This is a genomic window from Embleya sp. NPDC056575 (genome assembly GCF_042793325.1).
Taxonomy (GTDB): Bacteria; Actinomycetota; Actinomycetes; order Streptomycetales; family Streptomycetaceae; genus Embleya.
Genome location: NZ_JBHTVA010000116.1, coordinates 1 through 22,821 on the forward strand (window position 1 = coordinate 1; position 22,821 = coordinate 22,821).

A 22,821-nucleotide genomic window follows, 5' to 3' on the forward strand; every position below is an offset into this window, starting at 1 on the left:
CCCGCCCCGGGCGCGCGGACGTCCGTTCACGCGCGCGACTTCTCCCGCGCCCGGCGCGGTTGCTCCGGTTCCCGACGCGGGAAGGGCCGTTTCCAGTCCGCGTACCACCCGTCCTCGCCACGGTCGGCGTCCACCCGGTCGAAGCCGCGCAGCACGCAGCGGGCCGGCGCCTCGATCGGGTGCCGCGCCTCCCACGACACCGTGCCCGCTCGCGAGCGCCGCGAGGCGTCGGGGTATTCGACGATCCGGATCTCGACCGCGCCGATCAACTCCTCGGGGGCGGGGGTGATGTACGAGACGAGCATCCGCGCCTTTGCGTCCGCGTCCGCGATGATGCGGTCGGCCCAACCGGCACCCGACAGGGTCCGGGTGAACGACCGTGATGCCTTCATTCCGGACATGTCGCCGGCCATCGAGGGATCGGCGCACGAATCGCCCGAATCCGACCCGCGCCATCGGTCTCGCCACGGATCCGTACGTCGAGCACCGCCGCCGCGCCCACCCGCGCGTCCCGAACCGCCTCGGCCCGCACCGCCGCGTAGTACAGCCCGGACACCGCGTCGCCGGGCCCACCCGGCCCCACCGCGGCCGGTCCGGCGGTCAACGGGCCCGGGTCGCGCGGGACCCGATACCGGACCGTCCACACCACCTCGGCCCCCGGCCCGATCGGCGCGCCCGGCTCCTGCTCGGTGACCGCGACCCGTTCCGTGTCGAACACCCGGATCCGGAAGTGCTCGGCCCGCCGGCTCCGATTGCGCACCAGCAGTCGTGCCTCGACCACCTCCCCGGGCCGCGCCGCCACCCGCGCGCGCTCGAACCCGACCTGCACGGCGACCCCCGGATCGCCCACCCGCTGGCCGGCCAGATCGGCCCCGCACAACGGTCCTTCGCAATAACCGTGACGCTCGTCCGGGACCTCGGTCCCGCACAGTCGGCAGTGCCCCGTAACACTCATCGCTGCCCCCGAGAAGTCGATCCCCCCGTCCGCAGAGACGGCCGACCGACCGTCCCCGTTCCGTGTCCACCCCCGGATAAGGGAAGGCCCTCGTTCCCTCACCCGTTCCCGCACGGTTGCGGGCCCGTTCCCCGCCGGTTCCCTTCCCGCCCGCCGGGCCCTTCCCGCTCCCCCTTCCCCGCTTTCTCTCCCTTCCACCTGATCGCAACCTGCACTAACGTGCCGCCACGCCCGCCCCGACCACCTCCACGGCCCCGGCCGGACGGGGATTTCCGGCCGTACGGCGCCCGGCGAACGGCCGGCCGCGGCAGACGAAGCACCAGACACGACAACGGAGTCCCCCATGGCAACCCCCCTCAGCGGCGCCAAGATCGTCGTCACCGGCGTCACCGGCCAGGTCGCCGAACCCGTCGCCAAGATCCTCGCGCGTGACAACGAGGTCTACGGCGCCGCCCGCTTCCAGGACGACGAGGCCCGAGCACGCCTGGAGGCCGCGGGCGTCACCTGCGTGCGGATCGACCTGGCCGCCGGCGACGTCGCCGCCCTGCCCGCCGACGCCGACTACGTGGTCAACTTCGCGGTGGCCAAGAACGGCGACTGGAACCTGGACCTGGACGCGAACGCCGGCGGCGTACTGTCGCTGATGGAGCATCACCAGGCGGCCCGCGCCTTCCTGCACTGCTCGTCCACCGCCGTCTACCAGCCCGCCGGCCACAAGGAGTTGGCCGAGCACGCGGCGCTCGGCGACAACCACCGGGTCTGGTCGTTCCTGGAGACCTACAGCATCTGCAAGATCGCCGCAGAGGGCGCCGCGCGATGGGGCGCGCGCCGATTCGCGCTGCCGACCACGATCGCGCGCCTGTCCGTGCCGTACGGGGACAACGGCGGCTGGCCCGGCATCCACCTGGAGATGATGCTCGGCGGCGTGCCGGTCGACGTGCACTCGAACACGCCCAGCATCTACCACCCGATCCACGTCGACGACATCGCCGGCACCCTGCCCGCGCTGTTCGCGGCGGCGACGCCCGAGGTCACCACCGTCAACTGGGGCGGCAGCGACCCGGTGAGCATCGAGGAGTGGTGCGCTTATCTGGCCGAACTCACCGGTGTGAAGCCCGAGTTCAATGCCACGACCGAGACCATCGACTCGGTGACCCTCGACCTGACCGCGATGCACACGATCACCGGCCGCACCACCGTGCACTGGAAGGACGGGATGCGCCGGATGGTCGAGGCACTGCACCCGGAACTGCTCGCGTAGCGCCCGGCGGCTCCCGCCGGCGGGGTCACGTGAGGATCGCGTGCTCGGTGACGGGCCCGAGTACCCGAAAGCCCAACTTCCGGTACACGGGCTCGCCTTCCGCCGACGCCTGGAGCACCGCGACCGCGTGCCCCTCCGCGAGCGCCGTGTCGAGGGCGGCCCGAGTCAGCGCCGCGCCGTAGCCGCGCCGGCGCTCGGCGGCCACGGTCGCGATGTTGTACACACCCGCGACGCCGGCGTGTGGGAACACCTCGGCGGTGGCCACCGGACGGTCGTCCACGTAGCCCACCAGGTAGCGCGCGCTGGAGACCAGGGCGGCGTCGGCGGTCAGTTCGGCGAAGCGCACCACGTCCGGGACGGCCGGTGTCCACAACGACGCGAGCACCCCCGCGTAGTCCAGCAAACCGGCACGCGTGCGCACCACTTCGATCCGCAACCCCGCCGGCCGCACCGCCGCGCCGGGCTCGCTCGGAGCCAACGCCGCCCACATCGCCACCTCGCGCTCGCTCACCGGCAGCCCGTACGCCGGCAACCGCTCGGCCAGGTCCATCGGCCGCGACCCCTGGGTGACCCACCACGAGAACGGCCGCCCGGTCGCCTCGACCCGGCGGACCGTACGCTCGACGAGCGCCCCCACCGTCTCGGCGCTCGCGCGCGTGCCCGCGACGATGTTGTACGTGTCGTGCCCCAGACCGCTGTCCGCGACGATCACCTCGTCGTCCTCGAACACGCGCATCCCCGGGGTGACTCGGTGCAGGTGGCACGCGTGCTCGGCGAGATTGCGATCCATGGCTTCGATGTGTGCGCGCATCCGAGCATTCTCGCCGGTGCCGGATCCCGCGAGGTGACCCGATGTCCGCTGTTCATCTGCGGTCGGTTCACATTGTCCGCCGCACACGCGACCATGGAGAGCAACTGCCTCATGGCGGCTGCCCGATGGCGACCGCCCTACAGGCAGGTAGGGAGGAGCACCATGGACGGACTCGTCGTACTCGCCGTGTCCGTGTGTCTGCTCGGCCTGACCGTGCTCTTGGTGGTGCGCTCGCTCGGCCGACGCGACCTCGGCACCGCACCCCCGGATCTGCTGCGCGAGGACGCACTCGCCGACCTCGAAGAGGTCGAGTGGACACCGAGGGACGAACAACCCCGACGGACCGACACCGCCGTCACCCCGGATCCGCGCGCCTGCCGGTGATCGCGGGCCCGGGGCCGGTCCGGCGGCACGACCCGCTACGGCACCTCCGGTAGCTCCGGCCCCGGGGGTGTCTCGGGTCGGGTCTTCGCCCGGCCGGTCTGGGCGTTCGGCGACGGCTCCGCGTCGGCGGCCACCACCTGGGCCCGGGCCCGGTCGATCCGCCGATGCCAGCGCGCCACCCCGGGGTCGTGGACCGGGTCGGCGGACCGGGACAGCGCCACCCCGTAGCCCAGTTGCGCGCGCTGGAGCCGACTGCGCGCCCGGGCCGCCCTGCGCCCGTGCTCGCGCCGGGCCGCCTCCACCGCGTCCTTGCGGGTCTTGTTCGACGCGAGCGCGGCCAACTCGCGCAGTGGCAGCAGCTCCGGCTCGTCGCCCACCGCGCGGGCGAACCGCCGGAACTCCTGCCGGGCCGCGAGCCGGTAGACGTAACTCGCCGCGGCCAGCACGACCAGGCCGTTGAGCACGATCTGCACGATGGTCAGGTACCAGTCGGTGCGCCGCAGCACGATCTCCGCGAGCGGCGAGTTGTTCACGAAGTGCAGGCCCCAGGCGATCACGTACAGCGCGATCGCGGCGGCCACCCGCACCGGCAGCGGCCGACGCACGCCGACCAGCACGTACGCTGCTCCCGCGCCGGTCATCGCGGTGAACGCCGCGTGGCTCCACAACCCGTTGACGACGGCCCGGACGAAAAAGCTGGCCACGACGCCGCCGGTCCAGATCTCGCCGGACTGGATCGCCGCGTTCAGCCCGTACAGGATGTTCTCCACGACCTGGAAGCCCAGGCCGACCAGCGCGCCGATCACGAAGCCGTCGAGCACGCTCTCGAAGACCCGGCGGTTGATCAGGATCAGCGTCACCACGCCGAGCAGTTTCAGCGTCTCCTCGACGATCGGTGCGGAGATCGAGGCGCCCCAGTCGGTGGAGAATTCCGGGTCCAGTTTGGCCAGATAGCTGAGCAGGTTGTCGTTGGCCACCAGGGCGAACCCGGTCGCCACCAGGCCACCCCACAACACCGCCGCCACACAGAACGACAGCGGCTCGCGTTCGAACAGGTCCAGGTGGGTGATCACCGCGAGCGCCGGGATCAGCCACAGCGTGTTGATCACCACGCTCAGCACCAGCGCACCCGACGGAGCCGCCGAGGACAGCCGGACGAAGTTGGGCACCACGCTCGCCGCACCGAGCGCGAGCACGATCGGATACAGCCAAAACGCCGCCCGCGTGGGCTGCACGATGCCGCCCGCGTCCCGGCGACCGCGGCGGTCGGTCAGCGGAGCCACACTCACGACGCGACCACCTCCACCGAGTCGAGCATGGTCACCACGTCGTCGGCGATCGCGGCGGTCAGCGGCGCGGTGTGCCGGGCGGTGAGCGACACGCCCAGTCCCTGGCCGCCGGCGACCAGGACGGTCAGCGTGCCGGCCACGGTGTGTCCGGTGATCGGCGCGACCAGGCCGGTCAGGCCGCGCGCGGTGGTCACCTTGGCGGGGTCGCCGCCGACCCGCCCGCGCCCGGTGGCCGCGTGACGGCGCGCCGCCGCCCGGAACGCGCCCGCCGCCGAGGACTGCCGGCCCAGCGGGGTCAGCCGATACATGGTCGCCCCCTTGACCAGCACGCTGACCAGATCGGCCTGGGACGCGCCCCGGTCGACCTGCCAGCCGAGCGCGGGTTGGTACCGGAAGGTGCCCAGCGTGACCACCTGCCCGGCCCGCACCGGCGCGGCGCCGACCACGGAGCGGTTGAGCAGGTAGGGAACCGCGATCAGGATCACCATCACGACGGCGACGACGAACGTCGCCCGCAGCCCGTGCGGCCCCCGCATCAGGCGTGACCACAACCCGCCGGGATCCGGTTTCGAGGAGTTCGACGAGTTCGCGGAGTCGGGGGAGGGCGGTTGCGGGACCGGTGCTGTGACGGACAAGCGCGGCTCCTGTCGGTGGGAAACCCGCGGGGGCAGGGTCTGCGCCGGTACCCGCGCCACTTCGGAAAGTCACTCCGCCATCGGCCGAAGGGGTGATCCGGTCACGGGGAAATCACGAAAACGCTGTTTACGTCCCGCCGATTGATGGACGGCTGTTACAGAGCAGCCCGATCACCGTTTCACCGCCCGGTTAAGGTCGTTTTTGTCAACAGCACCCCCCTGACGCCCGCCGGAGCTCTTCCCTTGAACCCCCTTTCCGCACGCCGTCCTCGCGCGACGGCGCTGCTCGGCGCCGTACTGCTCGCGGTGACCGCGGTCGCGTGCGGCTCCTCGTCCGGCGACTCCACGGTCGACCACGCCAAGAGCACGGCCACGCCCCGGCAGTCCGGCGGGCAATCCTCCGGTCAGCCCGCGAAGCCCCCCGCCCCCAGCAAGGTCGTCATGCCGACCGGGCCCGCGACGAACTTCACCACGGCGACGACCACCACCGTCGGGCCGATCATGATGACCAGCTACACCGGCCCCAAGTCGGGCGTCACCGCCAAGGTGTGGGTGTGGCTGCCGCCGGAGTACAACGACCCGGCCTTCGCCAAGCACGGCTTCCCGGTCCTGACGCTCTACGCCGGCGGGCAGAGCAACGGCTACAACACCTGGACCGACAACCAACTGCCGATCCAACAGATGGCCGTGGCCGAGAAGAAGGCGGGCAAGACCCACCCCTTCATCATGGTGATGCCGGTGCAGAACCTGGAGAAGGACGAGAAGCGCAGCCTGGAGTGCAGCGACATCCCGGGGCAGCCGAAGATGGGCACGTGGATGTCACAGGACATCCCCGACCTGGTCAAGGCCAACTTCCGCACCCTGCGCGACCCGGCGGGCTGGGGTCTGATGGGCGCCTCCACGGGCGCGTTCTGCAGCGTGAAGCTCGCGCTCCAGCACCCCGAGCAGTTCAAGGTCGCGGTGCCGATCGACGGCTACTTCAACCCGGACAGCCCGCTGTGGAAGGGCCACGAGGCGGAGCGGCTGGCCAACAGCCCCGATCGCATGATCGCGGAAGGCAAGGCGAACATCGACGTGCTCGCGACCGCGGGCGGCGGGGACGCGGCCGAGGTACGCCTGGTCAAGGCCTTCGTCGCCAAGGCGGCGCCACCCGTTCGCATCGAGTACTACGAGCAGCCCGCCGGCAGGCACCTCACCTCGCACTTCAAGAAGATGATTCCCGACCTGCTCGGCTGGCTCGGCCGGCACATGCCCCCACCCACCACCGACTGACCGTGTCCGGATCGTCGCTGAATCACCCTGGAAGACGACAGTGAGTCTGACCGGTACCCCCTTCTACATAACGACCATCGTGCTGGCGATAGCGGCCGTGGTGCTGGCGCTGTTCGCGTGGAACCACATCCCGGGCCCCAAACCGGTGAAAATCATCGCTCGGCTGTTCATGCTGGTCACCTGCCAGTTCACGGCCATCCTGATGGTCTTCGTCATGGTCAACAACGCGAACAGCCTCTACGACACGTGGGACGACTTCCTCGGCACGGGCGGCAGCCACGTGGTCGAGGCGCGCGAGCCCGCTCCGCCGCCGGCGCCCGAGCAGAAGCTGCTCACCAAGTTCGATCCGGCCGGTGACGGCAAGATGGGCGAGGGCGTCCAGGAGACCACCCTCAAGGGCCCGCAGTCGGGGGTCGAGGCCGAGGTCTACGTGTGGCTGCCGCCGCAGTACAAGGACCCGGCGTTCGCGGACAAGAAGTTCCCGGTCGTCGAACTGCTGCCCGGCTACCCGGGTTCGGCCAAGGCCTGGTTCGGCACGCTGGACGTCAACAAGCAGCTCAAGGGCATGATGGCCAAGGGTGAGGTGGCCCCGTTCATCCTCGTCTCGCCGCGCACCAAGCTGCTCGCGGGCCAGGAGGACACCGGCTGCGCGGACGTCCCGGGCAAGGCCAACGCCGACACCTGGATCTCGGGCGACGTGCGGCGCATGGTGATCGACAACTTCCGCGCCGAGTCCGACCCCAAGCACTGGGCCATCGCGGGCTACTCGGCCGGCGCCCACTGCGCCACCCGAATGGCCCTCCTCCACCCGGACCGCTACGGCGCCGGGGTCAGCCTGTCCGGCTACAACGACCCGAAGGGCGAGTCCGACTCGGTCACCTCGAAGGACCCGGCCCTGCGAATCTCCGCCAACCCCCTGACGATCCTCAAAAACGCCCACCAACCCCCAAAGGTCGCCCTCTACATGGCCGGCGAAAAGGGCGACGGCTTCGGCGACGCCCAAGCCCTCAAGGCCGCCGCCAAGCCCCCCACGGCCATCACAGTCGCCGAAATCTCCGGCGGCGGCCACGGCACGGACGTCTGGCGCCGAATGGTCCCCGACGTCTTCCGCTGGCTGACCAAAACCCTGGTCTGACCAAAGGCAACGCAAACTCAGCCCGGCCGGCGCTTGAGGCCACCCAGCCCGGCCGGCGCCTGAGGCCACCCAGCCCGACCGGCGCCTGAGGCCACCCAGCCCGACCGGCCGCATGCATGGCGCGGAGGTGTTACACCTCGCGTACGTGGACCCCCGCCCCCTCCGCAAGGAGCGAGTGCAGGGACAGGAACACCTTCCGCGCCTCCACCGCGTTCCAGTCCGCCGGCAACAACTCCGCCGGCAACCCCGGATCGAGATACGGCAACCGCCGCCACTGGGTGAGCATCGGCACATAGGCCCGAAACGCCTCCGCCGGCGAAATCACCGCCCGCCCCCCAAGCTCCGCCGCGACCGGCCCATACGCGTCCGTGAACAGCGCGTACTGCTCCTCGATCGCCTCGAAGTCCCACCACTCCCCGACCGCCTCGCCGAGCCGCGCCGCACTGGCCGCATCCCCCGTGAACAGGTGTACGTAGTCCGCCAGTTCGACCCGCTCCAGCGTGCGCCGAGCGTCCTCCAACAACCGCGCCGGCGCGATCCACACCCCCGGCGACACATTGCCGAACCCCAGCCACGTCAACCGCGACCGCAACTGGTGCCGATGCGCCCGCTCCGACTCCGGCACCGAGAAGATCGCCAGCACCCACCCGTCCGAGAGCCGCGCCGGCTCCAGATTGCCGAAGATCCGCCGATCGCCCTCGTCGAAGATCGACTCCATCGCCGGACTCAGCCGATAGCCGGTCCCCTCCCGCCGCTCCTGGATGAGCGTGCCGCGCTTCTTCAGCCGCGAGATCGCCGACCGCACCGCCGGTGCGTCCACGCCGAGTTCGCCCATCAGCACGATCAGGTCGGCGATCGAGATCCATCCGCCGAGCCCACGCACGAACGCGCCGTACACGGTGTTGATCAGGGAGCTGGGCCGGGCCGACGTCTCCGCCATGGTCGCCTTCCTCGCGGAGTCTGGTTCGGCCGTGATCCTATCCGGGCGCGGGCGCCGCCCCGGCGACCGGCGTACCCCCCGCCGCGCGCCGCCGCAGTTCCCCACGCCGCAGCTTGCCGGTGTTCGTACGCGGCAACTCGTCCACGAACTCGACCAGACGCGGGTACTTGTACGGCGCCATCGTCCGCTTCACGAACCCCTGCAACGCCCGCGCCGTCGCCTCGTCCGGGCTCACCCCGGGGTGCAGCACCACATACGCCTTGACCACCAGCCCCCGCCGCACATCCGGCGCCCCGACCACCCCGCACTCCGCGACGTCCGGATGCGTACCCAGCACCGCCTCGACCTCGGGACCGGCGATGTTGTACCCGGACGACACGATCATGTCGTCACTGCGCGCCTGGTACCAGAAATAACCATCCTCATCCCGCACATACGTATCACCGGTGACATTCCACCCATCGCACACATAGTCGGCCTGCCGAGCGTCATCGAGATAGCGACACCCCGTGGGCCCCTTGACCGCCAGCCGCCCCGGCGTGCCGTCCGGCACGGGCGAGCCGTCCGGCCCGAGCACCACGGCCCGAAAACCCGGTACCGGCAGCCCGGTCGCCCCCGGCCGGATCGCGTCGTCGGCCGCGGAGACGAACACGTGCAGCAGTTCGGTGGCGCCGATCCCGTCGATGATCCGCGTCCCGATCGCGTCGTGGTACGCCCGCCACACCCCGACCGGCAACGCCTCCCCCGCCGACACGCACCGCCGCACGCCCGCGAGCAGGTCGACGAGCCCGGCGCCGAGGATGGCCCGATACGCGGTGGGCGCGGTGAACAGCACGGTGACCCGCCGCTCGGCCACCACGACCGCCAGTTCCTCCGGTGTCGCCCGCTCCAGGAGCAGCGAGGCCGCGCCCGCCCGCAGCGGGAACACCACCAGCCCGCCGAGCCCGAAGGTGAAGCCCAGCGGCGGCGTCCCGGTGAACAGGTCGGTCGGCTCGGGCCGCAGCACATACGCGGAAAACGTGTCGGCGATCGCCAACACGTCCCGATGGAAGTGCATCGTCGCCTTGGGCCGCCCGGTCGTCCCGGACGTGAACGCGATCAGCGCCACGTCGTCGCACGCGGTGTCGACCGCCTCGAACACGGTGCTCTTCGCGGCGCAGCGGGCGGCCAACGTACCCTCGCCCGCCCCGCCGTAGTCGACCACGCGCAGCCCGGGGGTGTCGGCGGCCTCCAGTTCGGCGGTGAAGCGGTGGTCGCACAGGGCGACGACGGGTCGGGCGATCCGGTGGATGGTGTCGAGTTCGTGCGCGCGCAGCAGCGGCATGGTGGTCACCACGACCGCCCCGGCCTTCAGCGCGCCGAACCAACTCGCGACCAGCCAGGGGTTGTTGGGGCCGCGCAGAAGGACCCGATGACCGGGCAGCACGCCCAGGTCCTCGGTCAGCACATGCGCGATCTGGTTGGCGCGGGTGAGCAGGTCGCCGTACGTCCAGGTCTGCGTCGCGGTGACCAGGCACCGCCGTTCGGCCCCGTGTCGGGCGATGGTGTCGTCGAGCAGGGCCGCGGCGCAGTTGAGCCGGTCGGGGTAGCGCACCTCCGGCACATCGAAGACCAGTTCGGGCCACTGCTCGACGGGCGGCAGCCGGTCCCGGCAGAACGTGTCGACGTGCGCGGAGGGACGGAGCTGCATGAGGGCACCTCATCCTGTTGCCATCGTGACGACAGTCAACGGTACGCGACACCGGCACGGGATGACATCCCCTCGGCACACCCGCAACCGACCCGGCCCACCACCCCACGCCCCGACCACCCACCCCACCCTCAGGCCCCGCCGTTCACCACCAGCACCGTGCCGCGACCGATCGCGCAGACCGTCTCGGTGCCGTCCTCCGCACGCATGATCAAGGTGCAATCGCACACCGCCTGCCGCCGCCCGGCATGCACCACGTGCGCCTCTGCCCGCAACATCACCCCCTGCGCCGGCCGCAGGTACTGGACCTGGACACTGCCGGTCAGCACCGCCGCCCCCAGCGTGCTGCCCGCCGCGAAGGTGATCGTGTTGTCCGCCGCGTACGCCAGCACGCCGCCGTGCAAGTAGCCGTTCTGCTGCCGGAGTTCGTCCCGCACGTCGACCTCCAGGGTGGCCCGCCCGGCGCCGAACTCGGTGACCCGGGCGCCGACGAGCCGGCTGAACGGCTGGGCCGCGAGCACCGTCTCGGCGAAGTCGAGCCCGAGGGGGCCGGCCGACGGGCCGTCGGGGGTGTCGGTCATGGCGCTACCACCGTTCGTTCGGGAGCCGGATGCCCGACCATCGATATCAGAGTCGGCCCGCCCGCCGCCGTGAGCCCTCGGGCACAATCGGGACGTGTTCGAACTGCTGCCGGGTGTGGGCGTGGTGCTGCCGCGCGGCGCCGGGGTGTTGCGCTTCGGGATGAGCGAGCGGCGGGCCCAGTGGACGTTGTCCACGGTCCTGGACGTACGCGCCTATTGGTCCTGCGCCGGCACCCGCCACCGCGACGACGGCCACCGGAGGTTCTGGAGCTTCGGCGGTTCCCTGGGCACCCTGCGCGTGGACGTGACCGGCTCCGAACACGGCTGCCGCACCATCGCCTTCGAGCGACTGCCCGGTACGACGACGGACCCGGTGGTCTGGCGGGACGTGGACCTGTTCGGGTATCCGGCCGACGAGGTCGAGGCGGCGCTGCCGGGGGCGGCGGAGCGCGAGCGGATCGGGCTGCTGCTGGACCCGCCCACCGCCGGGCCGGCCGCGTCGACCGACGACCGGCCGACCCGGGTACGCCTGACCACCGAGGACGTGTCGGCGTACCGACCCGGCTGATCGCCCCCACCCGCCGGATGCGCTTCGTCACACGACACCACGATGGCGAATTTGGACAGCTTCCCTTACCGTAGGCCCCCGTTTCGGCCCGGCCCACCGTCTGTCGGCCCTCGGCCCTTCGGCTTGCCGGCCCTCGGCCCACAACAAGGAGAGCGACGTCATGGCGCGGGAAAAACTGGGTGTGGCGATCGTCGGGACCGGATTCGGGTGCATCACCCACCTGCCGGCGTTCCGGGACGCGGGCTTCGAGGTACGTGCCCTCGTCGGCCGGGACCCCGCCCGCACCGCCGAGCGCGCCGAGCGCTTCGGCGTACCCCACGCGTACACCGACCTCGACGCGGCGCTCGCCCTCGACGGCGTGGACGCGGTGAGCGTGGTCACTCCCCCGCACACCCACGCCGAGATCGTGCTCGCCGCGATCGCGGCCGGGAAGCACGTGGTCTGCGAGAAGCCGTTCGCGAGCGACGCGGCCGAGGCGGCCCGGATGCTGGCCGCCGCCGAACAGGCGGGTGTGGTGCACCTGTTGGGTACCGAGTTCCGCTGGCAGTCCTCCCAGGCGCTGCTCGCCCGGCTGATCGCCGCCGGCGCGATCGGCGAACCCCGGCTCGCCACCTGGTTGTTGCACATTCCGGTACTGACCGGACCGGCCGCCGAGGTGCCCGCGTGGTGGGGCCGGGCCGAGGACGGCGGCGGCTGGCTCGGCGCGCACGCCTCGCACTGGATCGACCAGATCCGGCACACGCTGGGCGAGTTCGAAGGGGTCAGCGCCGGCCTGCCACTGGTCGCGGATCGGCCGGGGCAGAGCGCGGAGGACACCTTCAATGTGCGCTTTCGCACGGTGACCGGGGTGGAGGGCACGTTGCAGAGTTCGGCCGGCGTCTACGGTCCGCCGCTGATGACCACGCGCGTGGCGGGCACGCACGGCACGGCCTGGGTCGAGTTCGACGACGTGTGGCTCGGCGACGCCGCCGGCGACCGCCGGGTGGACATCCCCGAGGACCTGGCCAACCCGGACCCGATCGCGCCGCCGTCCGACCTGATGCACACCGCGTACGACCTGCTGCACTCGATGGGCATCGACCGCGCGCCCTACGCCCGCCTGGCCGGCACCTTCGCCGCGCTGATCGCCGGCGACCCGATCCCCGACCACCCGCGTCCCGCCGACTTCGCCGACGGCGTGGCCGGCCAACGTGTCCTCGACGCGATCCGCGCCTCCGCCGCGACGCGCGGCGCGTGGGTGGCCTGCGGCTAGCGCGCCCGCGGCTCAATCGCCCCGGGTGTGCGAGCTCAGCGGGGTCGGGTGGGCGTGATGCAGCGCGGCCAGGCCGTACAGGACCCGTACGTCCGCCCAGTCGACCTCGACCCGGTACCGGTTCTCGAAGTCGTCGTCGAAGAAACGGAACACGTTGACTCCACCACGCGTCCACCGGGTCTTGATCGGCATCCGGGGAAACTCGCCGCCGAACAGGATCGCCGCCGCCATCACCGCCCACACCGGCGAGAACAACCACCACCAGCACCAACCGACCACCTCGCCCTTGACCGCGTACAGCGGCCCCCCGTCGGGCAGTTCGATGTGCCACGAGGTCCGCCGCGGGGGCAGCACGCTCCCGCGGCGACGGGTGACCCGCCCCAACGGCTCGCCCGCCGGGCCGAGGACGCGGTAGACGGCCCCGGCATCGTCGGCCGACTCCGTCTCGACCGTGATCGCGACCGACTCGCGCCCGGGGTCGGCCCACAACGTCAGGTGCCGCCAGTCCTTGTGCCGCCCGCCCCCGTCCGGCCGGGTGTCGTCGATGTACAGCAGGTCCTCGAAGCTGTCGCGCCGATCGGACTCCCGCCGCATCCCCAGCGCCGCACCCCGCCAGACGTCGTCCGGCGCATGACGAAGCGCCATCGAACCGTGCCGTCCCCGTATCCCGAACACGGCGCCTCGCGCGACACCGACCGCAGACCTCATCCGCTCCCCCGAAAAGCCCCGGCGACCCGCGCCGACTCCATGGCGACTCCACGGCGCCAGACGGATGGTACGGCCTACGGAATCTTTCGTTCCGACCGGAGCGGGTGGTCGAACCGATCGAGCAGCAGGGCGAGATACTTCTCCAACCGAGCACCCAACACGTCGGATGTCAGGTCCGCCCGTCCCGCCTCCCGCCACGGCACCGCCACCTTCTCCGCGTCCGGGGCGAACGCGAGCGCGTCGAGCAGCCGCCAGTACAGGTGGTCCGCCGGATCGTCGGCGAGCCGACCACCGGCCGCGAGGTAGGCGGCGGGGAAGCACATCCCGACGGCGGGCCCGTGCAGCAGGGCCAACGCGGTCGAGCAGTGCGCCACGTCCAGATCGGCCGGCCCCCACGAGGTCTCGACCCAATCGACCACGCCGGAGATCCGCACCTCGGCGCCGTGCCCGGCGAACAGCACATTGCCCGGATGGAAGTCGCGGTGCAGGAAACACCCCTGGTACGCGGGCGGTTCCCGGCGGATCAGCTCCACCGCCCGACGCCAGACCCCGGCCCGACCGGTCTCGGCCGGCACGCCCACCCGCTCCGGCGCGGTCCAGGCCTGATAGTCCCGCGGCCGGGCGTCCTCGGTGACCGGCACCGCGTGGATCGCCACCAACTGCCGGGCGAGCAGGCCGATCCGCACCGCCGCGCCCTCCCCGCCCAGCCGAATCCCGCCCGGGAGCAGCGACATCAGCAGAGACGGATGGTCGCAGTACGCGCCACGCGCGTCCACCGCCAGGCAGCGCGCCACCGGGACCTCGATCGCGGCATCGACGTCGGCGAGCAGTGCGAGGATCGCCGCCTCTCGAGCCAACAGTCCCTCGGCGTGCCGGAGAAAGAACGGTTTCACGAACGACCGCAGTACCAGGGCCCGTTCCCCATCGTCCCCGACCACCCGCAGCCGCCGCACCACCGACGTCCACCCACCGATGAGCCGTTCGGCCGCCACCACCCGCTCGCCCGCCGGCAACGCTCGCTCGACCCACGCCCGCGTGGCGCGCCACTCCGCCGCGTCGTCGCCGCCATCCCCGTCGCCGATCACACCGGGGAGCCTAACGCGGCAGTCGCGGGCCGATCGCCCGCGCGGAACGGCCACCGCATCACACGGGCCGTGGGTTCACTCCTCCGACGCCCCCGGGCGCAGGTCCAACCGGCGCAGCAGTTGGGCGTTGAGGGCGACCACGACCGTGGACAGGCTCATCAGGATGGCTCCGACCTCCATCGGGAGCACCACCCCCGCCCACGCCAGGACGCCGGCGGCCAGCGGGACGGTGACGATGTTGTAGCCGGCCGCCCAGGCCAGGTTCTGCCGCATCTTGCGGTAGACCGCGGTGGACAATCGGCGTACGCCCAGCACCGCGCGAGGGTCGTCGGAGGCCAGCACCACGCCCGCCGACTGCACCGCGACGTCCGTGCCCGCACCGATCGCGATGCCGACGTCGGCCCGGGCCAGCGCCGGCGCGTCGTTGACACCGTCGCCGACCATGGCCACCCGCAGGCCCCGGGACCGGAGTTCGGCCACCTTGGCGTCCTTGTCGCCGGGCAGCACCTCGGCGAAGACCTCGTCCACCCCGAGATCCCGGGCCACCCAGGCGGCCACCTGGCGCGCGTCCCCGGTGAGCATCCCCACCCGTACCCCAGCCGCATGCAACTCCCGCACCGCGTCCCGGGATTCGGGCCTGATCTCGTCCTCCAGGGCCAACGCCCCGACGACCTCGTCGTCCGCCGACACATACAACACCGCCGCGCCGCGCCCGACCCACTCGTCGGTGGTCGCCGCCACCTCGTCGCTCACCCGGACACCCGTCTCCCGCAGCAGCGCGGGCCCGCCGACCCGGACCCGGACCCCGCCCACGTCCGCCTGCACTCCGCGACCGGTCATCGACCGGAACCCGGTCGCGGCATCCGGCCGCCCGCGCTCCTCGGCGGCCCGTACGATCGCCCGGGCGAGCGGATGTTCGCTCTCCCGCTCGGCCGCGCCGGCGAGCAGCAGCACCTTCGATTCGTGCCATCCGGGCACCGCGACGGCCCCGGTCACCGCCGGCGCGCCGCGCGTGAGGGTGCCGGTCTTGTCGAACAGCACCACGTCGACGTCGCGCATCCGCTCCAGCGCGATCCGATCCTTGATCAGGATGCCCTGACGCGCCGAGAGTTCGGTGGAGATCGCGATCACCAGCGGGATGGCGAGGCCGAGCGCGTGCGGGCAGGCGATCACCAGGACGGTGACCGTGCGCTCGATCGCCGATCCACCGTCGCCGAGCAACGACCAGGCGAGCAGGGTCAGTACGGCCGCGCCCGCCGCGTAGTAGAACAGCAGCGCCGCCGCCCGATCGGCCAACGCCTGGGCGCGCGAGCGGGATTGTTGCGCCTCGGCGACCAGCCGCCGGATCCCGGCCAGTTGGGTGCCCTCGCCGGTCGCGGTCACGGTGACCCGTACCGCGCTGTCCATCGCCACCGTGCCGGCGACCACGGTGTCCCGCACCCCGCGCGGCACCGGCCGGGATTCGCCGGTGATCATCGACTCGTCGAACTCGGCGGCGCCTTCGGCGATCGTCCCGTCCGCGGGTACGCGCCCACCGGAACGCACGAGCACGGTGTCGCCGACCTCCAGTTCGGCCGCCGGGACGCGCTCGAACTCCCCGTCCGGGCAAACCCGTTCCGCCTCGTCGGGGAGCAGCGCGGCGAGCGCGTCCAGGGCTCCCGAGGCGGCGCCGAGGGCCCGCATCTCCAGCCAGTGGCCGAGCAGCATGATGTCGACCAGCAGGACCAGTTCCCACCAGAAGTCCAGATCGTGCGAGGCGATCTCCAGGGTGGAGGACCACGACGCGCCGAACGCGACGGTGATCGCCATCGCGATCAGGGTCATCATCCCCGGCTGCCGCGCGGCCAGTTCGTCGCGGGCGCCGGTGAGGAACGGCCACCCGCCATAGCCGAACACGAGGGTGCCGAGCAGCGGCGGAATCCAGGAGGATCCGGTGAACGAGGGCTCGTGGTAACCGAGTACGTCCGCGAGCATCGGGCTCAACACGAGCACCGGAAGGGAAAGCAGCAGACTCAGCAGAAACCTCCGCCGAAACATCTCGGCGTGACCGGTGTGCCCGCCATGGCCTTCATGCCCGCCATGCCCGGCGTGCTCGCCGGCATGCGTGTCGGTTCCCACCCGCCCCGCCCCGTCGGCGAGTTCCGCGTTGCTCGGACCCCCGTCCCGGCCCGCATGCTCGTCCCGGTCGATCCGCCCGCGCTCCATCGTGATGCCTTCTCTCGACTCCTCGGCCGCCGCCAATCCATCAGATATACCACCCAGGGGTATATACAACACCGACCGACCCGCGCTGATTCCTTGTGATTCCGACAGAACCGTCCGCATCTCGGGCCTGCGGCGGTATAACCAGAGACCAGCCCCTCTCCCCCGGGAGGCCAAAATGGTGCGTCAACCCCGGTCCCGCAGCGTCGACTGGTTGTGGTGGGCGACCTCGTCGGGTGAACTACAGCCCTTCCTGGACCATCCGGACCACGATCAACAAGAGATAGCCCGGGAAAAGTCGGCGGTCGCCATACAACTGGCCCGCCTCGGCGACCCACTCGTCGACTGTCTGGCGGCGATCGCCCCCGACGTCCTCGCCGACGCCCTGTGGCGGTTGCCGAACCCCACCCGTACCGACACCCTGCGTGCCCTGCGGGTGCCGCCCGCCCGGCGCCCCACCCCCGCGATCGCGGAACACGCGCTCAAGCGGCTGCGCAAGCAGACCGCGAGCGTGCGCGGCTACACCGCCCAGGTGGTCACGCTGCCCGTACTGCGGGTGTTACTGCCCGCGACACTGGACACCGACCCGGACGCCCTGGACGACGAGATCCTGGAGAGTCTGAAGACCTCGGGGTTCGCCTCCGACCTGGTCCGGCTCACCGCGCTCGCCGACTGGGGCTTCAGCTGCCAGGCCGCCGCGTTGCTGCGTCTCACCCTCACCGAGGCCGATCTCGCGCTGCCCGGCTGGCCCGCCGACGTGATCACCGACATCGTGGCCGCCTGCCGCCGATTCGAGGAGTTCTGCCGCAACCGGATGTGTGGCGGCGAGGAGCCCCCGTCCCCGCTGCGCTCGCTCGACGACGCGCTCGGCCGGGCCCGGGCCGCCGCCGACTCGATCACCGCCGCCGTCGCGGCCGGCCGGGCCCCGGAGGACGCCGACCTGACCATGCTCACGCTCGTGGGCCCGGCGGTGACCGAGGCCCGCGAGGCGGTCGGCGCGCTGGTCGGCGCCGAACCGGACACCCTGCCCGAGGACCGACCGGGCCTGGCCGCCACGATCACCGCGCACGAGGCCGCCGTACACGCTCGCGAACTCGCCGACGTGGACCGCTTCCGACGCCTGGCCGGCCCACCCGTGCACGAGCCGGCGATCCACGAACTCCGTGAGCTGGCCGCCGACCTGAGCGAGCGTCACGAAAACTGGGAACCGGACGACCGACGCCGCGTGTGCGCCCTGGCCGACCTCGGGGCGCTGATCGACGCGATCGCGGCGGACCGCGACGACGGCGTGGACGAGCTGGCCGAAACGGTCCGCCTCCACCTGCCCGACCCGACCATCGTCAACGCCGCGCTCCGCGGCCGGTTGTCCTGGCACCGGACATCGGACCCCATCCCGAACACCGAGACCGACACCGAGACCCCACCGCCGCACGCTCCCGAGTCCCCCGCAGAACCGACCGGCGACACCGAGGAGCCGCCGGAAGCCCCGGCGGCCGAGACCACGTCACCCGAAACGGAGGACACCCGGGAGGACCGGGTGGAGCCGGTCGGGCGCGACGAGAAGACCGTCTCGGGCGCCGGCGCGGACGAGACGACGGCGCGGACAGAGGAACCCGAGCAGACCGGGCAGCCCGGGCGGACCGGACGGGCCCCACAAAGCGACTCCGCCGACCCGGTGCCCCCGACCGCCCCCGACCGCGAATCCGTCGCCCTGCTCGGCGAGCTGATCGGTCGCGGCGACTACGCCTCCGCACACGCCCATGGTCCCGACGATCCGGAACGCCTCTCCGCGCTGCGCGCCCTCGCCCTCGCCGACGGCGCGCGCTCGGACACCGGCGCGCTCGCGATGTCGCTACGGGACGAACTCGACCGGATGGCGATGCGCTCGCCCAGCCACGACCGCGCGACCCAACTGCTGACCGTGGCCGCCGCCGCCCGCGCCGCCGTGTTGTGTGGGCACAGCACGTACGGCCTGCTCCAGGAGGCCGCCGCCGGCCTGAGCGACCTGCCCGCGGTGGCCGGCCTGGCCCGACACATCGCCACCGGCTCCGCCCAGGGCCTGCTCGGCGGCTCGCGCAACCTCGGCGCCCTGGCCGCCCTGGCCGCGGCCGAGGCGGGCGCCGCGGCCTGTGCCGCCGACGCCGCCGAGGCCCTGCGGCATCCGCGCCACCTGCGCTTCCCGCGCGCGACCTCGATCGCCCAGCTGTGGTGGCGTCCCGAGGACGGCCTGCTCGGTCGCATGTTGCGGCTCGCGGGCGGCAACGACCGGCGCGATCTGGAGGAGGTCGCCGAGACGTTGCGCCGGCTCACCAAGCATCACGAGCTGGAGAACCGGCTGTCCGCGATCGACGAGGAGTTCCGCAACGGCAAGGGCCACCGCCTGGAGGGCCCGGCCCGCCGGCGACTGCTCGAATACGCGCGCGAGTCGCTGGGCACGATCGGCCGCTGGGTGGACGCGATGCGACGGGTGGTCGAGACCGAGGCGGAGGCCGAGTCCTGGATCGCCGGACCGCTCACCGACCTGCGCCACACCCTGATCGCCGACCGCCCCGAGGCCGAACGCGAACTCGCCGACCTCGCCGCGCACACCGGCGACCCGGTCGTCGCCGGCGCCGCCCGAGCCGCCGCCGCGAGCCTGGCCGCAACCCTGGACCTCCTCGACGGGCGTCCGCTCACCGGCCCCGAACCCGCCCCCGCGTCGATCCTGGGCACCCCTCCGGAGCCCGGCGAGTCCGCGGACCACCCCACCGAGCCGCCACCCACATCCGCGGCCCCCGCCCGAACAACGGTCGACCCCCGGCTCGACGAAACCCCGCCCACGGGACTGGCCGCGACCCGAATACCACCTCGCCCCACCGACCCCCCGCCGCCCGACCCGACCGCCGCAACCCGCCAACTCCCCCCGGACGCCCACTGACCGAGGACGCCCGGGCCGACCACCACACCGAGCACGCGCATCCGGGCCCGCGCCCACATCAGGCGCACCCACCCCGGGCCCACACCACACCCGCACCAACCACACGCACCACACCATCGGCTCCGGGGTCCTGCCCGCCCTCGGCTCACCGACCCCGGGCTCCCGGCCGCAGCCGACCGGCGGCCCTACGGGACCTCTTCCTCCGGGATGATGTGCATCGCCGCCTCCTCGGCCCCGGCCGCGCCGCCGTCGATGCCGACATCGTGGGCAACCGCCTCCGACTCGGTGTCCTCGTGCGCGCCCTCGTCCGCCGCGACCAGCCGGCCCGCCCTGGGGTCGGGGCCGCCCTCCCACTCGTCCGACACCGCGTCGTCGTCGGCGATGTCCGGCTCCTCCTCGGCCAGCAGCTGGTCGAGCGATTCGCCGCGGCGGGACTCCTCCGGCGTATTGCCGTACCGCTCCGCCGCCGACCAGCGGTCCGGCGGCACGATCCCGGTGTCGAGCGGGTCGTAGGACAGGTCGTCGGTGGACAGTGTGTCCTCGGGGCCGAGGACGCCGTCGTCGCCGGGAGTGTCCGGGGAATCCTCGACCGGGTCCCACGTGTCGTCGCTCATGGCCTGCCACCTTCCCTGATGTGCTCGTGCCCGCGTGCCAGGGACACAACCCTGTCCCCCGCGATCCGAGTACGGTGCCCGGTGCCCGCCGGTTCATTCGAACTCGTCCGGCGACGCCCCCGCCTGGCAGCATGTACCCGCGCCAACGAGTCGGGTCCGTATCGCCGCCGAGCGGACCACGCCCGTCCGACCGGTTGGAGAAGGCTCGCGAATCCATGGCTCACGGCCCACCCGGGCGCTCGTTCCAACGAAGTAGGCGGCTTCACCCGTCTCATGCCTGAGGCTGATTTTTCCTGACGGATTTGGACGATCTTTGACCGCCGGCGCAGGGTGGTCCAGGGGGTCAGGGACGGAAGGCCCGGTCCTGCACGGCCGGGGAGGGAGCGGACACGATGCACGAGGCAGCGAACGGGATGCACGAGGCGCAGACGCGCGAGACGAACCGCGACGATTGGCGGACCCTGCACACCGGGACCCGGGAATCGGCGGCCCGAGCACTGCGTGCCGACCTGCTGCACGCGGGCATCACCGAGGCCGACCTGTCCCGACGGGTGACCGAGGCCTGGGCGGGCTCCGTGGTGACCGTCGCGAGCACCGGCCGGCAGTTCCGCGTCACCCGCACCGTCGCCGCCGCGCCGACCGTCTCCCTGAGCGACCGCGGAGCGAACTGATCGAACCGACCGGGCGGGACCACCCGAAGCCGAGACGTTCCGAGACGGTCCGAGGCGATCCGAGGGCGGGACCTTCCACCGCACCCCCCTGCCGTGCTGTGCTGTGCGCCATGGTCGATGAACCCACATACCCCACGGTTCCGCACCGGCACCGAGGCGTCCCCGCTCACGAGGCGGAAGCCCGTAGCCGTGCCTTCCACGACGTGATGGCCGAGCGTCGAACCGTCCGCGACTTCTCGTCCCAACCGATCCCGGACAACGTGGTCGAATGGGCGATCCGTACCGCCGGCACCGCGCCCAGCGGCGCGAACGTCCAGCCCTGGCGCTTCGTCGTGCTCACCGATCCCGAGCGCAAGCGGCGGCTGCGCGAGGCCGCCGAGCGGGAGGAGCGCGAGTTCTACGCACATCGCGCGTCCGAGGAGTGGTTGGCGGCGCTCGCCCCGATCGGCACCGACTGGCACAAGCCGTTCCTGGAGGACGCGCCGGCGGTGATCGTGGTGTTCGAGGTGCACAAGGGACCCGACTCGCCGCGTCCGTACTACACGAAGGAGTCGGTCGGCATCGCCGTCGGCCTGCTGCTCGCCTCGCTGCACCAGGCCGGGCTGGCCACGCTGACCCATACGCCGAGCCCGATGCGCTTCCTCAACGAGGTGTGCGACCGCCCGCCGGAGGAGCGCGCCGCGGTGGTCATCCCGGTCGGCTACCCGGCCGAGGACGCCCGCGTCCCCGACATCCACCGCAAGCCCCTGGACCAGGTCCTGGTCCGCCTCTGACCACAGGCGCGGTCCGGTCCGAACCATCCCCGGCAGCCCTCGGCGCGACCCGAACACCTGCGCCGAGGGCCGCCCCTCTGCGATCCTGAACCGGCACGTTCGGGTCCGGATCAGCCGTACGAACGGGGGGCGTTGATGAGTGTCGTCGCGGGGAAGATCATCGACGAATCGATCGTCGTGGCCGCCGACTCCCAGGTGACCTGGGGCCAGGCCAAGACCGAGGGCACCAAGCTGTACAAGATCGGCGAGAACCTGATCTTCGGCGGTGCCGGACTGTTGCGCGACATCAATCTGATGCGCCTGTTCCTGGACACGCACGCCCCCGCGTCCGCCGAGGAGCGCGACGTCCTTGAGTTCTACGCCGAGTTCGTCGAGTGGGGCAAGCGCAAGCTGTCCAGCTTCGAGCCCAAGTCGGAGTTCATGTTCGCCTTCGACGGCAAGCTGTTCGAGACGGGCGGCGACTTCGACGTCTTCTACTACGACTACGGCGCGATCGGCTCGGGGTGGGAGTACGCCCGGGCCGCACTGCACCTGGGCCATACCCCCACGCAGGCGGTCGGCGTGGCGTGCGACCTGACCATCTTCTGCATGCCGCCGGTGACCGAGTTCCGCATACCGCGCCATCCGCAACAAACCATCGGCCGGGAGCACGAGGCCATCTGAGGACGATCTCCCGTGGGGTCCGCCGCAATCCGGAGCTAACCCTGTGTTTACGTGGACTCTCGTAAGCTCTTGCCCATGTCCGAACAGCCCATCCCGGCGGACCTGATCGAACTGCAACGCGCGCGTGACGCCGCTTACGAGGCGATCGCCCGATCCGCGGGGCAGGTGTCCGAACACGAACTGGCCCGCCTGTGGGCCGCGGCCCACGACGCGGTCGCGGCCCTGCACGCCCATCCGGCGATGGTCACCAACGCCGACCGCACCCACCTGATGACCCGCCTGCGCCGCGCCGCCCAGGCCGCCTGACCCACCGGCGCGCCCCGGCCGCCGCCCGAGGACGCGGCCGGCCCACCGCGGCCACGCTCGTCCCCGAGCCCACAAACAGCGCCGGCCGCGACACCGATGATTTATTGTG

General features: G+C 72.0%; 23 protein-coding genes. 11 read left to right on the top strand and 12 right to left on the bottom strand.

What is annotated here, in order from left to right:
* Window positions 1–26: 26 nt before the first annotated feature.
* Window positions 27–401 (bottom strand): hypothetical protein, encoded by a 375-nt coding sequence (locus ACFRCG_RS46275; protein ID WP_380042696.1) that lies wholly within the window; start codon window positions 399–401, stop codon window positions 27–29.
* A complete protein-coding gene (locus ACFRCG_RS46280) occupies window positions 389–955 on the bottom strand; it encodes a hypothetical protein (RefSeq protein ID WP_380042697.1) in 567 nt (188 codons plus the stop codon). The genes ACFRCG_RS46275 and ACFRCG_RS46280 overlap by 13 nt, the downstream gene beginning before the upstream one ends.
* A 343-nt stretch (window positions 956–1,298) precedes the next feature.
* Here ACFRCG_RS46280 and ACFRCG_RS46285 point away from each other — a divergent pair, with 343 nt between their 5' ends.
* A complete protein-coding gene (locus tag ACFRCG_RS46285) occupies window positions 1,299–2,216 on the top strand; it encodes an NAD-dependent epimerase/dehydratase family protein (RefSeq protein ID WP_380042698.1) in 918 nt (305 codons plus the stop codon).
* A 25-nt stretch (window positions 2,217–2,241) separates the two neighbouring features.
* Here the strand turns inward: ACFRCG_RS46285 and ACFRCG_RS46290 are convergent, their stop codons facing one another.
* Window positions 2,242–3,006, bottom strand: a complete 765-nt coding sequence (locus tag ACFRCG_RS46290) for a GNAT family N-acetyltransferase (protein WP_380042717.1) — start codon at window positions 3,004–3,006, stop codon at window positions 2,242–2,244.
* 183 nt (window positions 3,007–3,189) lie between these two features.
* Between ACFRCG_RS46290 and ACFRCG_RS46295 the strand changes: the two genes are divergently transcribed.
* Window positions 3,190–3,411, top strand: a complete 222-nt coding sequence (locus ACFRCG_RS46295) for a hypothetical protein (protein WP_380042699.1) — start codon at window positions 3,190–3,192, stop codon at window positions 3,409–3,411.
* Between the two features lie 35 nt (window positions 3,412–3,446).
* On the opposite strand, the gene ACFRCG_RS46300 is transcribed toward ACFRCG_RS46295, so the two are convergent.
* Both ACFRCG_RS46300 and ACFRCG_RS46305 read right to left on the bottom strand, forming a co-directional pair.
* Complete coding sequence (locus ACFRCG_RS46300) at window positions 3,447–4,700, bottom strand: PrsW family intramembrane metalloprotease (protein ID WP_380042700.1); 1,254 nt, start codon at window positions 4,698–4,700, stop codon at window positions 3,447–3,449.
* Complete coding sequence (locus ACFRCG_RS46305) at window positions 4,697–5,335, bottom strand: hypothetical protein (protein WP_380042701.1); 639 nt, start codon at window positions 5,333–5,335, stop codon at window positions 4,697–4,699. Before ACFRCG_RS46305 ends, ACFRCG_RS46300 begins: the two co-directional genes overlap by 4 nt.
* A 243-nt stretch (window positions 5,336–5,578) precedes the next feature.
* Here ACFRCG_RS46305 and ACFRCG_RS46310 point away from each other — a divergent pair, with 243 nt between their 5' ends.
* Both ACFRCG_RS46310 and ACFRCG_RS46315 read left to right on the top strand, forming a co-directional pair.
* Complete coding sequence (locus ACFRCG_RS46310; RefSeq protein ID WP_380042702.1) at window positions 5,579–6,607, top strand: alpha/beta hydrolase; 1,029 nt, start codon at window positions 5,579–5,581, stop codon at window positions 6,605–6,607.
* Between the two features lie 40 nt (window positions 6,608–6,647).
* Window positions 6,648–7,742, top strand: a complete 1,095-nt coding sequence (locus ACFRCG_RS46315; RefSeq protein ID WP_380042703.1) for an alpha/beta hydrolase — start codon at window positions 6,648–6,650, stop codon at window positions 7,740–7,742.
* A gap of 130 nt (window positions 7,743–7,872) precedes the next feature.
* On the opposite strand, the gene ACFRCG_RS46320 is transcribed toward ACFRCG_RS46315, so the two are convergent.
* From ACFRCG_RS46320 to ACFRCG_RS46330, 3 genes are all read right to left on the bottom strand, one after another.
* Window positions 7,873–8,682 carry a PaaX family transcriptional regulator C-terminal domain-containing protein gene (locus ACFRCG_RS46320; RefSeq protein WP_380042704.1) on the bottom strand — a complete coding sequence of 270 codons (810 nt, stop codon included), beginning with the start codon at window positions 8,680–8,682 and terminating at the stop codon, window positions 7,873–7,875.
* Between the two features lie 37 nt (window positions 8,683–8,719).
* Window positions 8,720–10,372: an AMP-binding protein gene (locus ACFRCG_RS46325; protein WP_380042705.1), complete on the bottom strand. Its 1,653-nt coding sequence runs from the start codon at window positions 10,370–10,372 to the stop codon at window positions 8,720–8,722.
* 131 nt (window positions 10,373–10,503) lie between these two features.
* Window positions 10,504–10,953 (bottom strand): PaaI family thioesterase, encoded by a 450-nt coding sequence (locus tag ACFRCG_RS46330; protein ID WP_380042706.1) that lies wholly within the window; start codon window positions 10,951–10,953, stop codon window positions 10,504–10,506.
* Between the two features lie 94 nt (window positions 10,954–11,047).
* Between ACFRCG_RS46330 and ACFRCG_RS46335 the strand changes: the two genes are divergently transcribed.
* Both ACFRCG_RS46335 and ACFRCG_RS46340 read left to right on the top strand, forming a co-directional pair.
* Window positions 11,048–11,521, top strand: a complete 474-nt coding sequence (locus tag ACFRCG_RS46335; RefSeq protein ID WP_380042707.1) for a hypothetical protein — start codon at window positions 11,048–11,050, stop codon at window positions 11,519–11,521.
* A 160-nt stretch (window positions 11,522–11,681) separates the two neighbouring features.
* Window positions 11,682–12,773 carry a Gfo/Idh/MocA family protein gene (locus tag ACFRCG_RS46340; protein ID WP_380042708.1) on the top strand — a complete coding sequence of 364 codons (1,092 nt, stop codon included), beginning with the start codon at window positions 11,682–11,684 and terminating at the stop codon, window positions 12,771–12,773.
* A 12-nt stretch (window positions 12,774–12,785) separates the two neighbouring features.
* On the opposite strand, the gene ACFRCG_RS46345 is transcribed toward ACFRCG_RS46340, so the two are convergent.
* The 3 genes from ACFRCG_RS46345 to ACFRCG_RS46355 form a co-directional block, all read right to left on the bottom strand.
* Window positions 12,786–13,418 (bottom strand): hypothetical protein, encoded by a 633-nt coding sequence (locus tag ACFRCG_RS46345; protein ID WP_380042709.1) that lies wholly within the window; start codon window positions 13,416–13,418, stop codon window positions 12,786–12,788.
* 137 nt (window positions 13,419–13,555) lie between these two features.
* Complete coding sequence (locus ACFRCG_RS46350; protein WP_380042718.1) at window positions 13,556–14,563, bottom strand: phosphotransferase family protein; 1,008 nt, start codon at window positions 14,561–14,563, stop codon at window positions 13,556–13,558.
* Between the two features lie 78 nt (window positions 14,564–14,641).
* Complete coding sequence (locus ACFRCG_RS46355; RefSeq protein ID WP_380042710.1) at window positions 14,642–16,771, bottom strand: heavy metal translocating P-type ATPase; 2,130 nt, start codon at window positions 16,769–16,771, stop codon at window positions 14,642–14,644.
* Window positions 16,772–16,946: 175 nt separating this feature from the next.
* Between ACFRCG_RS46355 and ACFRCG_RS46360 the strand changes: the two genes are divergently transcribed.
* The gene (locus tag ACFRCG_RS46360) at window positions 16,947–19,685 is read left to right on the top strand and encodes a hypothetical protein (protein WP_380042711.1); all 2,739 of its coding nucleotides are present in this window, start codon (window positions 16,947–16,949) and stop codon (window positions 19,683–19,685) included.
* 185 nt (window positions 19,686–19,870) lie between these two features.
* Here ACFRCG_RS46360 and ACFRCG_RS46365 read toward each other — a convergent pair whose 3' ends face one another.
* On the bottom strand, window positions 19,871–20,299 hold the full coding sequence (locus ACFRCG_RS46365; protein WP_380042712.1) for a DUF5709 domain-containing protein: 429 nt from the start codon (window positions 20,297–20,299) through the stop codon (window positions 19,871–19,873).
* 392 nt (window positions 20,300–20,691) lie between these two features.
* Between ACFRCG_RS46365 and ACFRCG_RS46370 the strand changes: the two genes are divergently transcribed.
* The 4 genes from ACFRCG_RS46370 (at window position 20,692) to ACFRCG_RS46385 (ending at window position 22,712) form a co-directional block, all read left to right on the top strand.
* A complete protein-coding gene (locus tag ACFRCG_RS46370; RefSeq protein WP_380042713.1) occupies window positions 20,692–20,970 on the top strand; it encodes a hypothetical protein in 279 nt (92 codons plus the stop codon).
* Window positions 20,971–21,080: 110 nt separating this feature from the next.
* Complete coding sequence (locus tag ACFRCG_RS46375; RefSeq protein ID WP_380042714.1) at window positions 21,081–21,743, top strand: nitroreductase family protein; 663 nt, start codon at window positions 21,081–21,083, stop codon at window positions 21,741–21,743.
* Between the two features lie 135 nt (window positions 21,744–21,878).
* Window positions 21,879–22,406: a hypothetical protein gene (locus ACFRCG_RS46380; RefSeq protein WP_380042715.1), complete on the top strand. Its 528-nt coding sequence runs from the start codon at window positions 21,879–21,881 to the stop codon at window positions 22,404–22,406.
* A 75-nt stretch (window positions 22,407–22,481) separates the two neighbouring features.
* Window positions 22,482–22,712, top strand: coding sequence for a hypothetical protein (locus ACFRCG_RS46385; RefSeq protein ID WP_380042716.1), 231 nt, complete (start codon window positions 22,482–22,484; stop codon window positions 22,710–22,712).
* Window positions 22,713–22,821: the final 109 nt, after the last annotated feature.

Excerpts from the sequence above, each read along its gene's own strand:
- ACFRCG_RS46295 (WP_380042699.1), top strand. The coding sequence starts at position 3,190 with ATGGACGGACTCGTCGTACTCGCCGTGTCCGTGTGTCTGCTCGGCCTG.
- ACFRCG_RS46285 (WP_380042698.1), top strand. The coding sequence starts at position 1,299 with ATGGCAACCCCCCTCAGCGGCGCCAAGATCGTCGTCACCGGCGTCACC.
- ACFRCG_RS46320 (WP_380042704.1), bottom strand. The coding sequence starts at position 8,682 with ATGGCGGAGACGTCGGCCCGGCCCAGCTCCCTGATCAACACCGTGTAC.
- ACFRCG_RS46360 (WP_380042711.1), top strand. The coding sequence starts at position 16,947 with ATGGTGCGTCAACCCCGGTCCCGCAGCGTCGACTGGTTGTGGTGGGCG.
- ACFRCG_RS46365 (WP_380042712.1), bottom strand. The coding sequence starts at position 20,299 with ATGAGCGACGACACGTGGGACCCGGTCGAGGATTCCCCGGACACTCCC.
- ACFRCG_RS46375 (WP_380042714.1), top strand. The coding sequence starts at position 21,081 with ATGGTCGATGAACCCACATACCCCACGGTTCCGCACCGGCACCGAGGC.
- ACFRCG_RS46280 (WP_380042697.1), bottom strand. The coding sequence starts at position 955 with ATGAGTGTTACGGGGCACTGCCGACTGTGCGGGACCGAGGTCCCGGAC.
- ACFRCG_RS46385 (WP_380042716.1), top strand. The coding sequence starts at position 22,482 with ATGTCCGAACAGCCCATCCCGGCGGACCTGATCGAACTGCAACGCGCG.
- ACFRCG_RS46330 (WP_380042706.1), bottom strand. The coding sequence starts at position 10,953 with ATGACCGACACCCCCGACGGCCCGTCGGCCGGCCCCCTCGGGCTCGAC.
- ACFRCG_RS46355 (WP_380042710.1), bottom strand. The coding sequence starts at position 16,771 with ATGGAGCGCGGGCGGATCGACCGGGACGAGCATGCGGGCCGGGACGGG.
- ACFRCG_RS46340 (WP_380042708.1), top strand. The coding sequence starts at position 11,682 with ATGGCGCGGGAAAAACTGGGTGTGGCGATCGTCGGGACCGGATTCGGG.
- ACFRCG_RS46380 (WP_380042715.1), top strand. The coding sequence starts at position 21,879 with ATGAGTGTCGTCGCGGGGAAGATCATCGACGAATCGATCGTCGTGGCC.
- ACFRCG_RS46275 (WP_380042696.1), bottom strand. The coding sequence starts at position 401 with ATGTCCGGAATGAAGGCATCACGGTCGTTCACCCGGACCCTGTCGGGT.
- ACFRCG_RS46290 (WP_380042717.1), bottom strand. The coding sequence starts at position 3,006 with ATGGATCGCAATCTCGCCGAGCACGCGTGCCACCTGCACCGAGTCACC.
- ACFRCG_RS46370 (WP_380042713.1), top strand. The coding sequence starts at position 20,692 with ATGCACGAGGCAGCGAACGGGATGCACGAGGCGCAGACGCGCGAGACG.
- ACFRCG_RS46345 (WP_380042709.1), bottom strand. The coding sequence starts at position 13,418 with ATGGCGCTTCGTCATGCGCCGGACGACGTCTGGCGGGGTGCGGCGCTG.
- ACFRCG_RS46325 (WP_380042705.1), bottom strand. The coding sequence starts at position 10,372 with ATGCAGCTCCGTCCCTCCGCGCACGTCGACACGTTCTGCCGGGACCGG.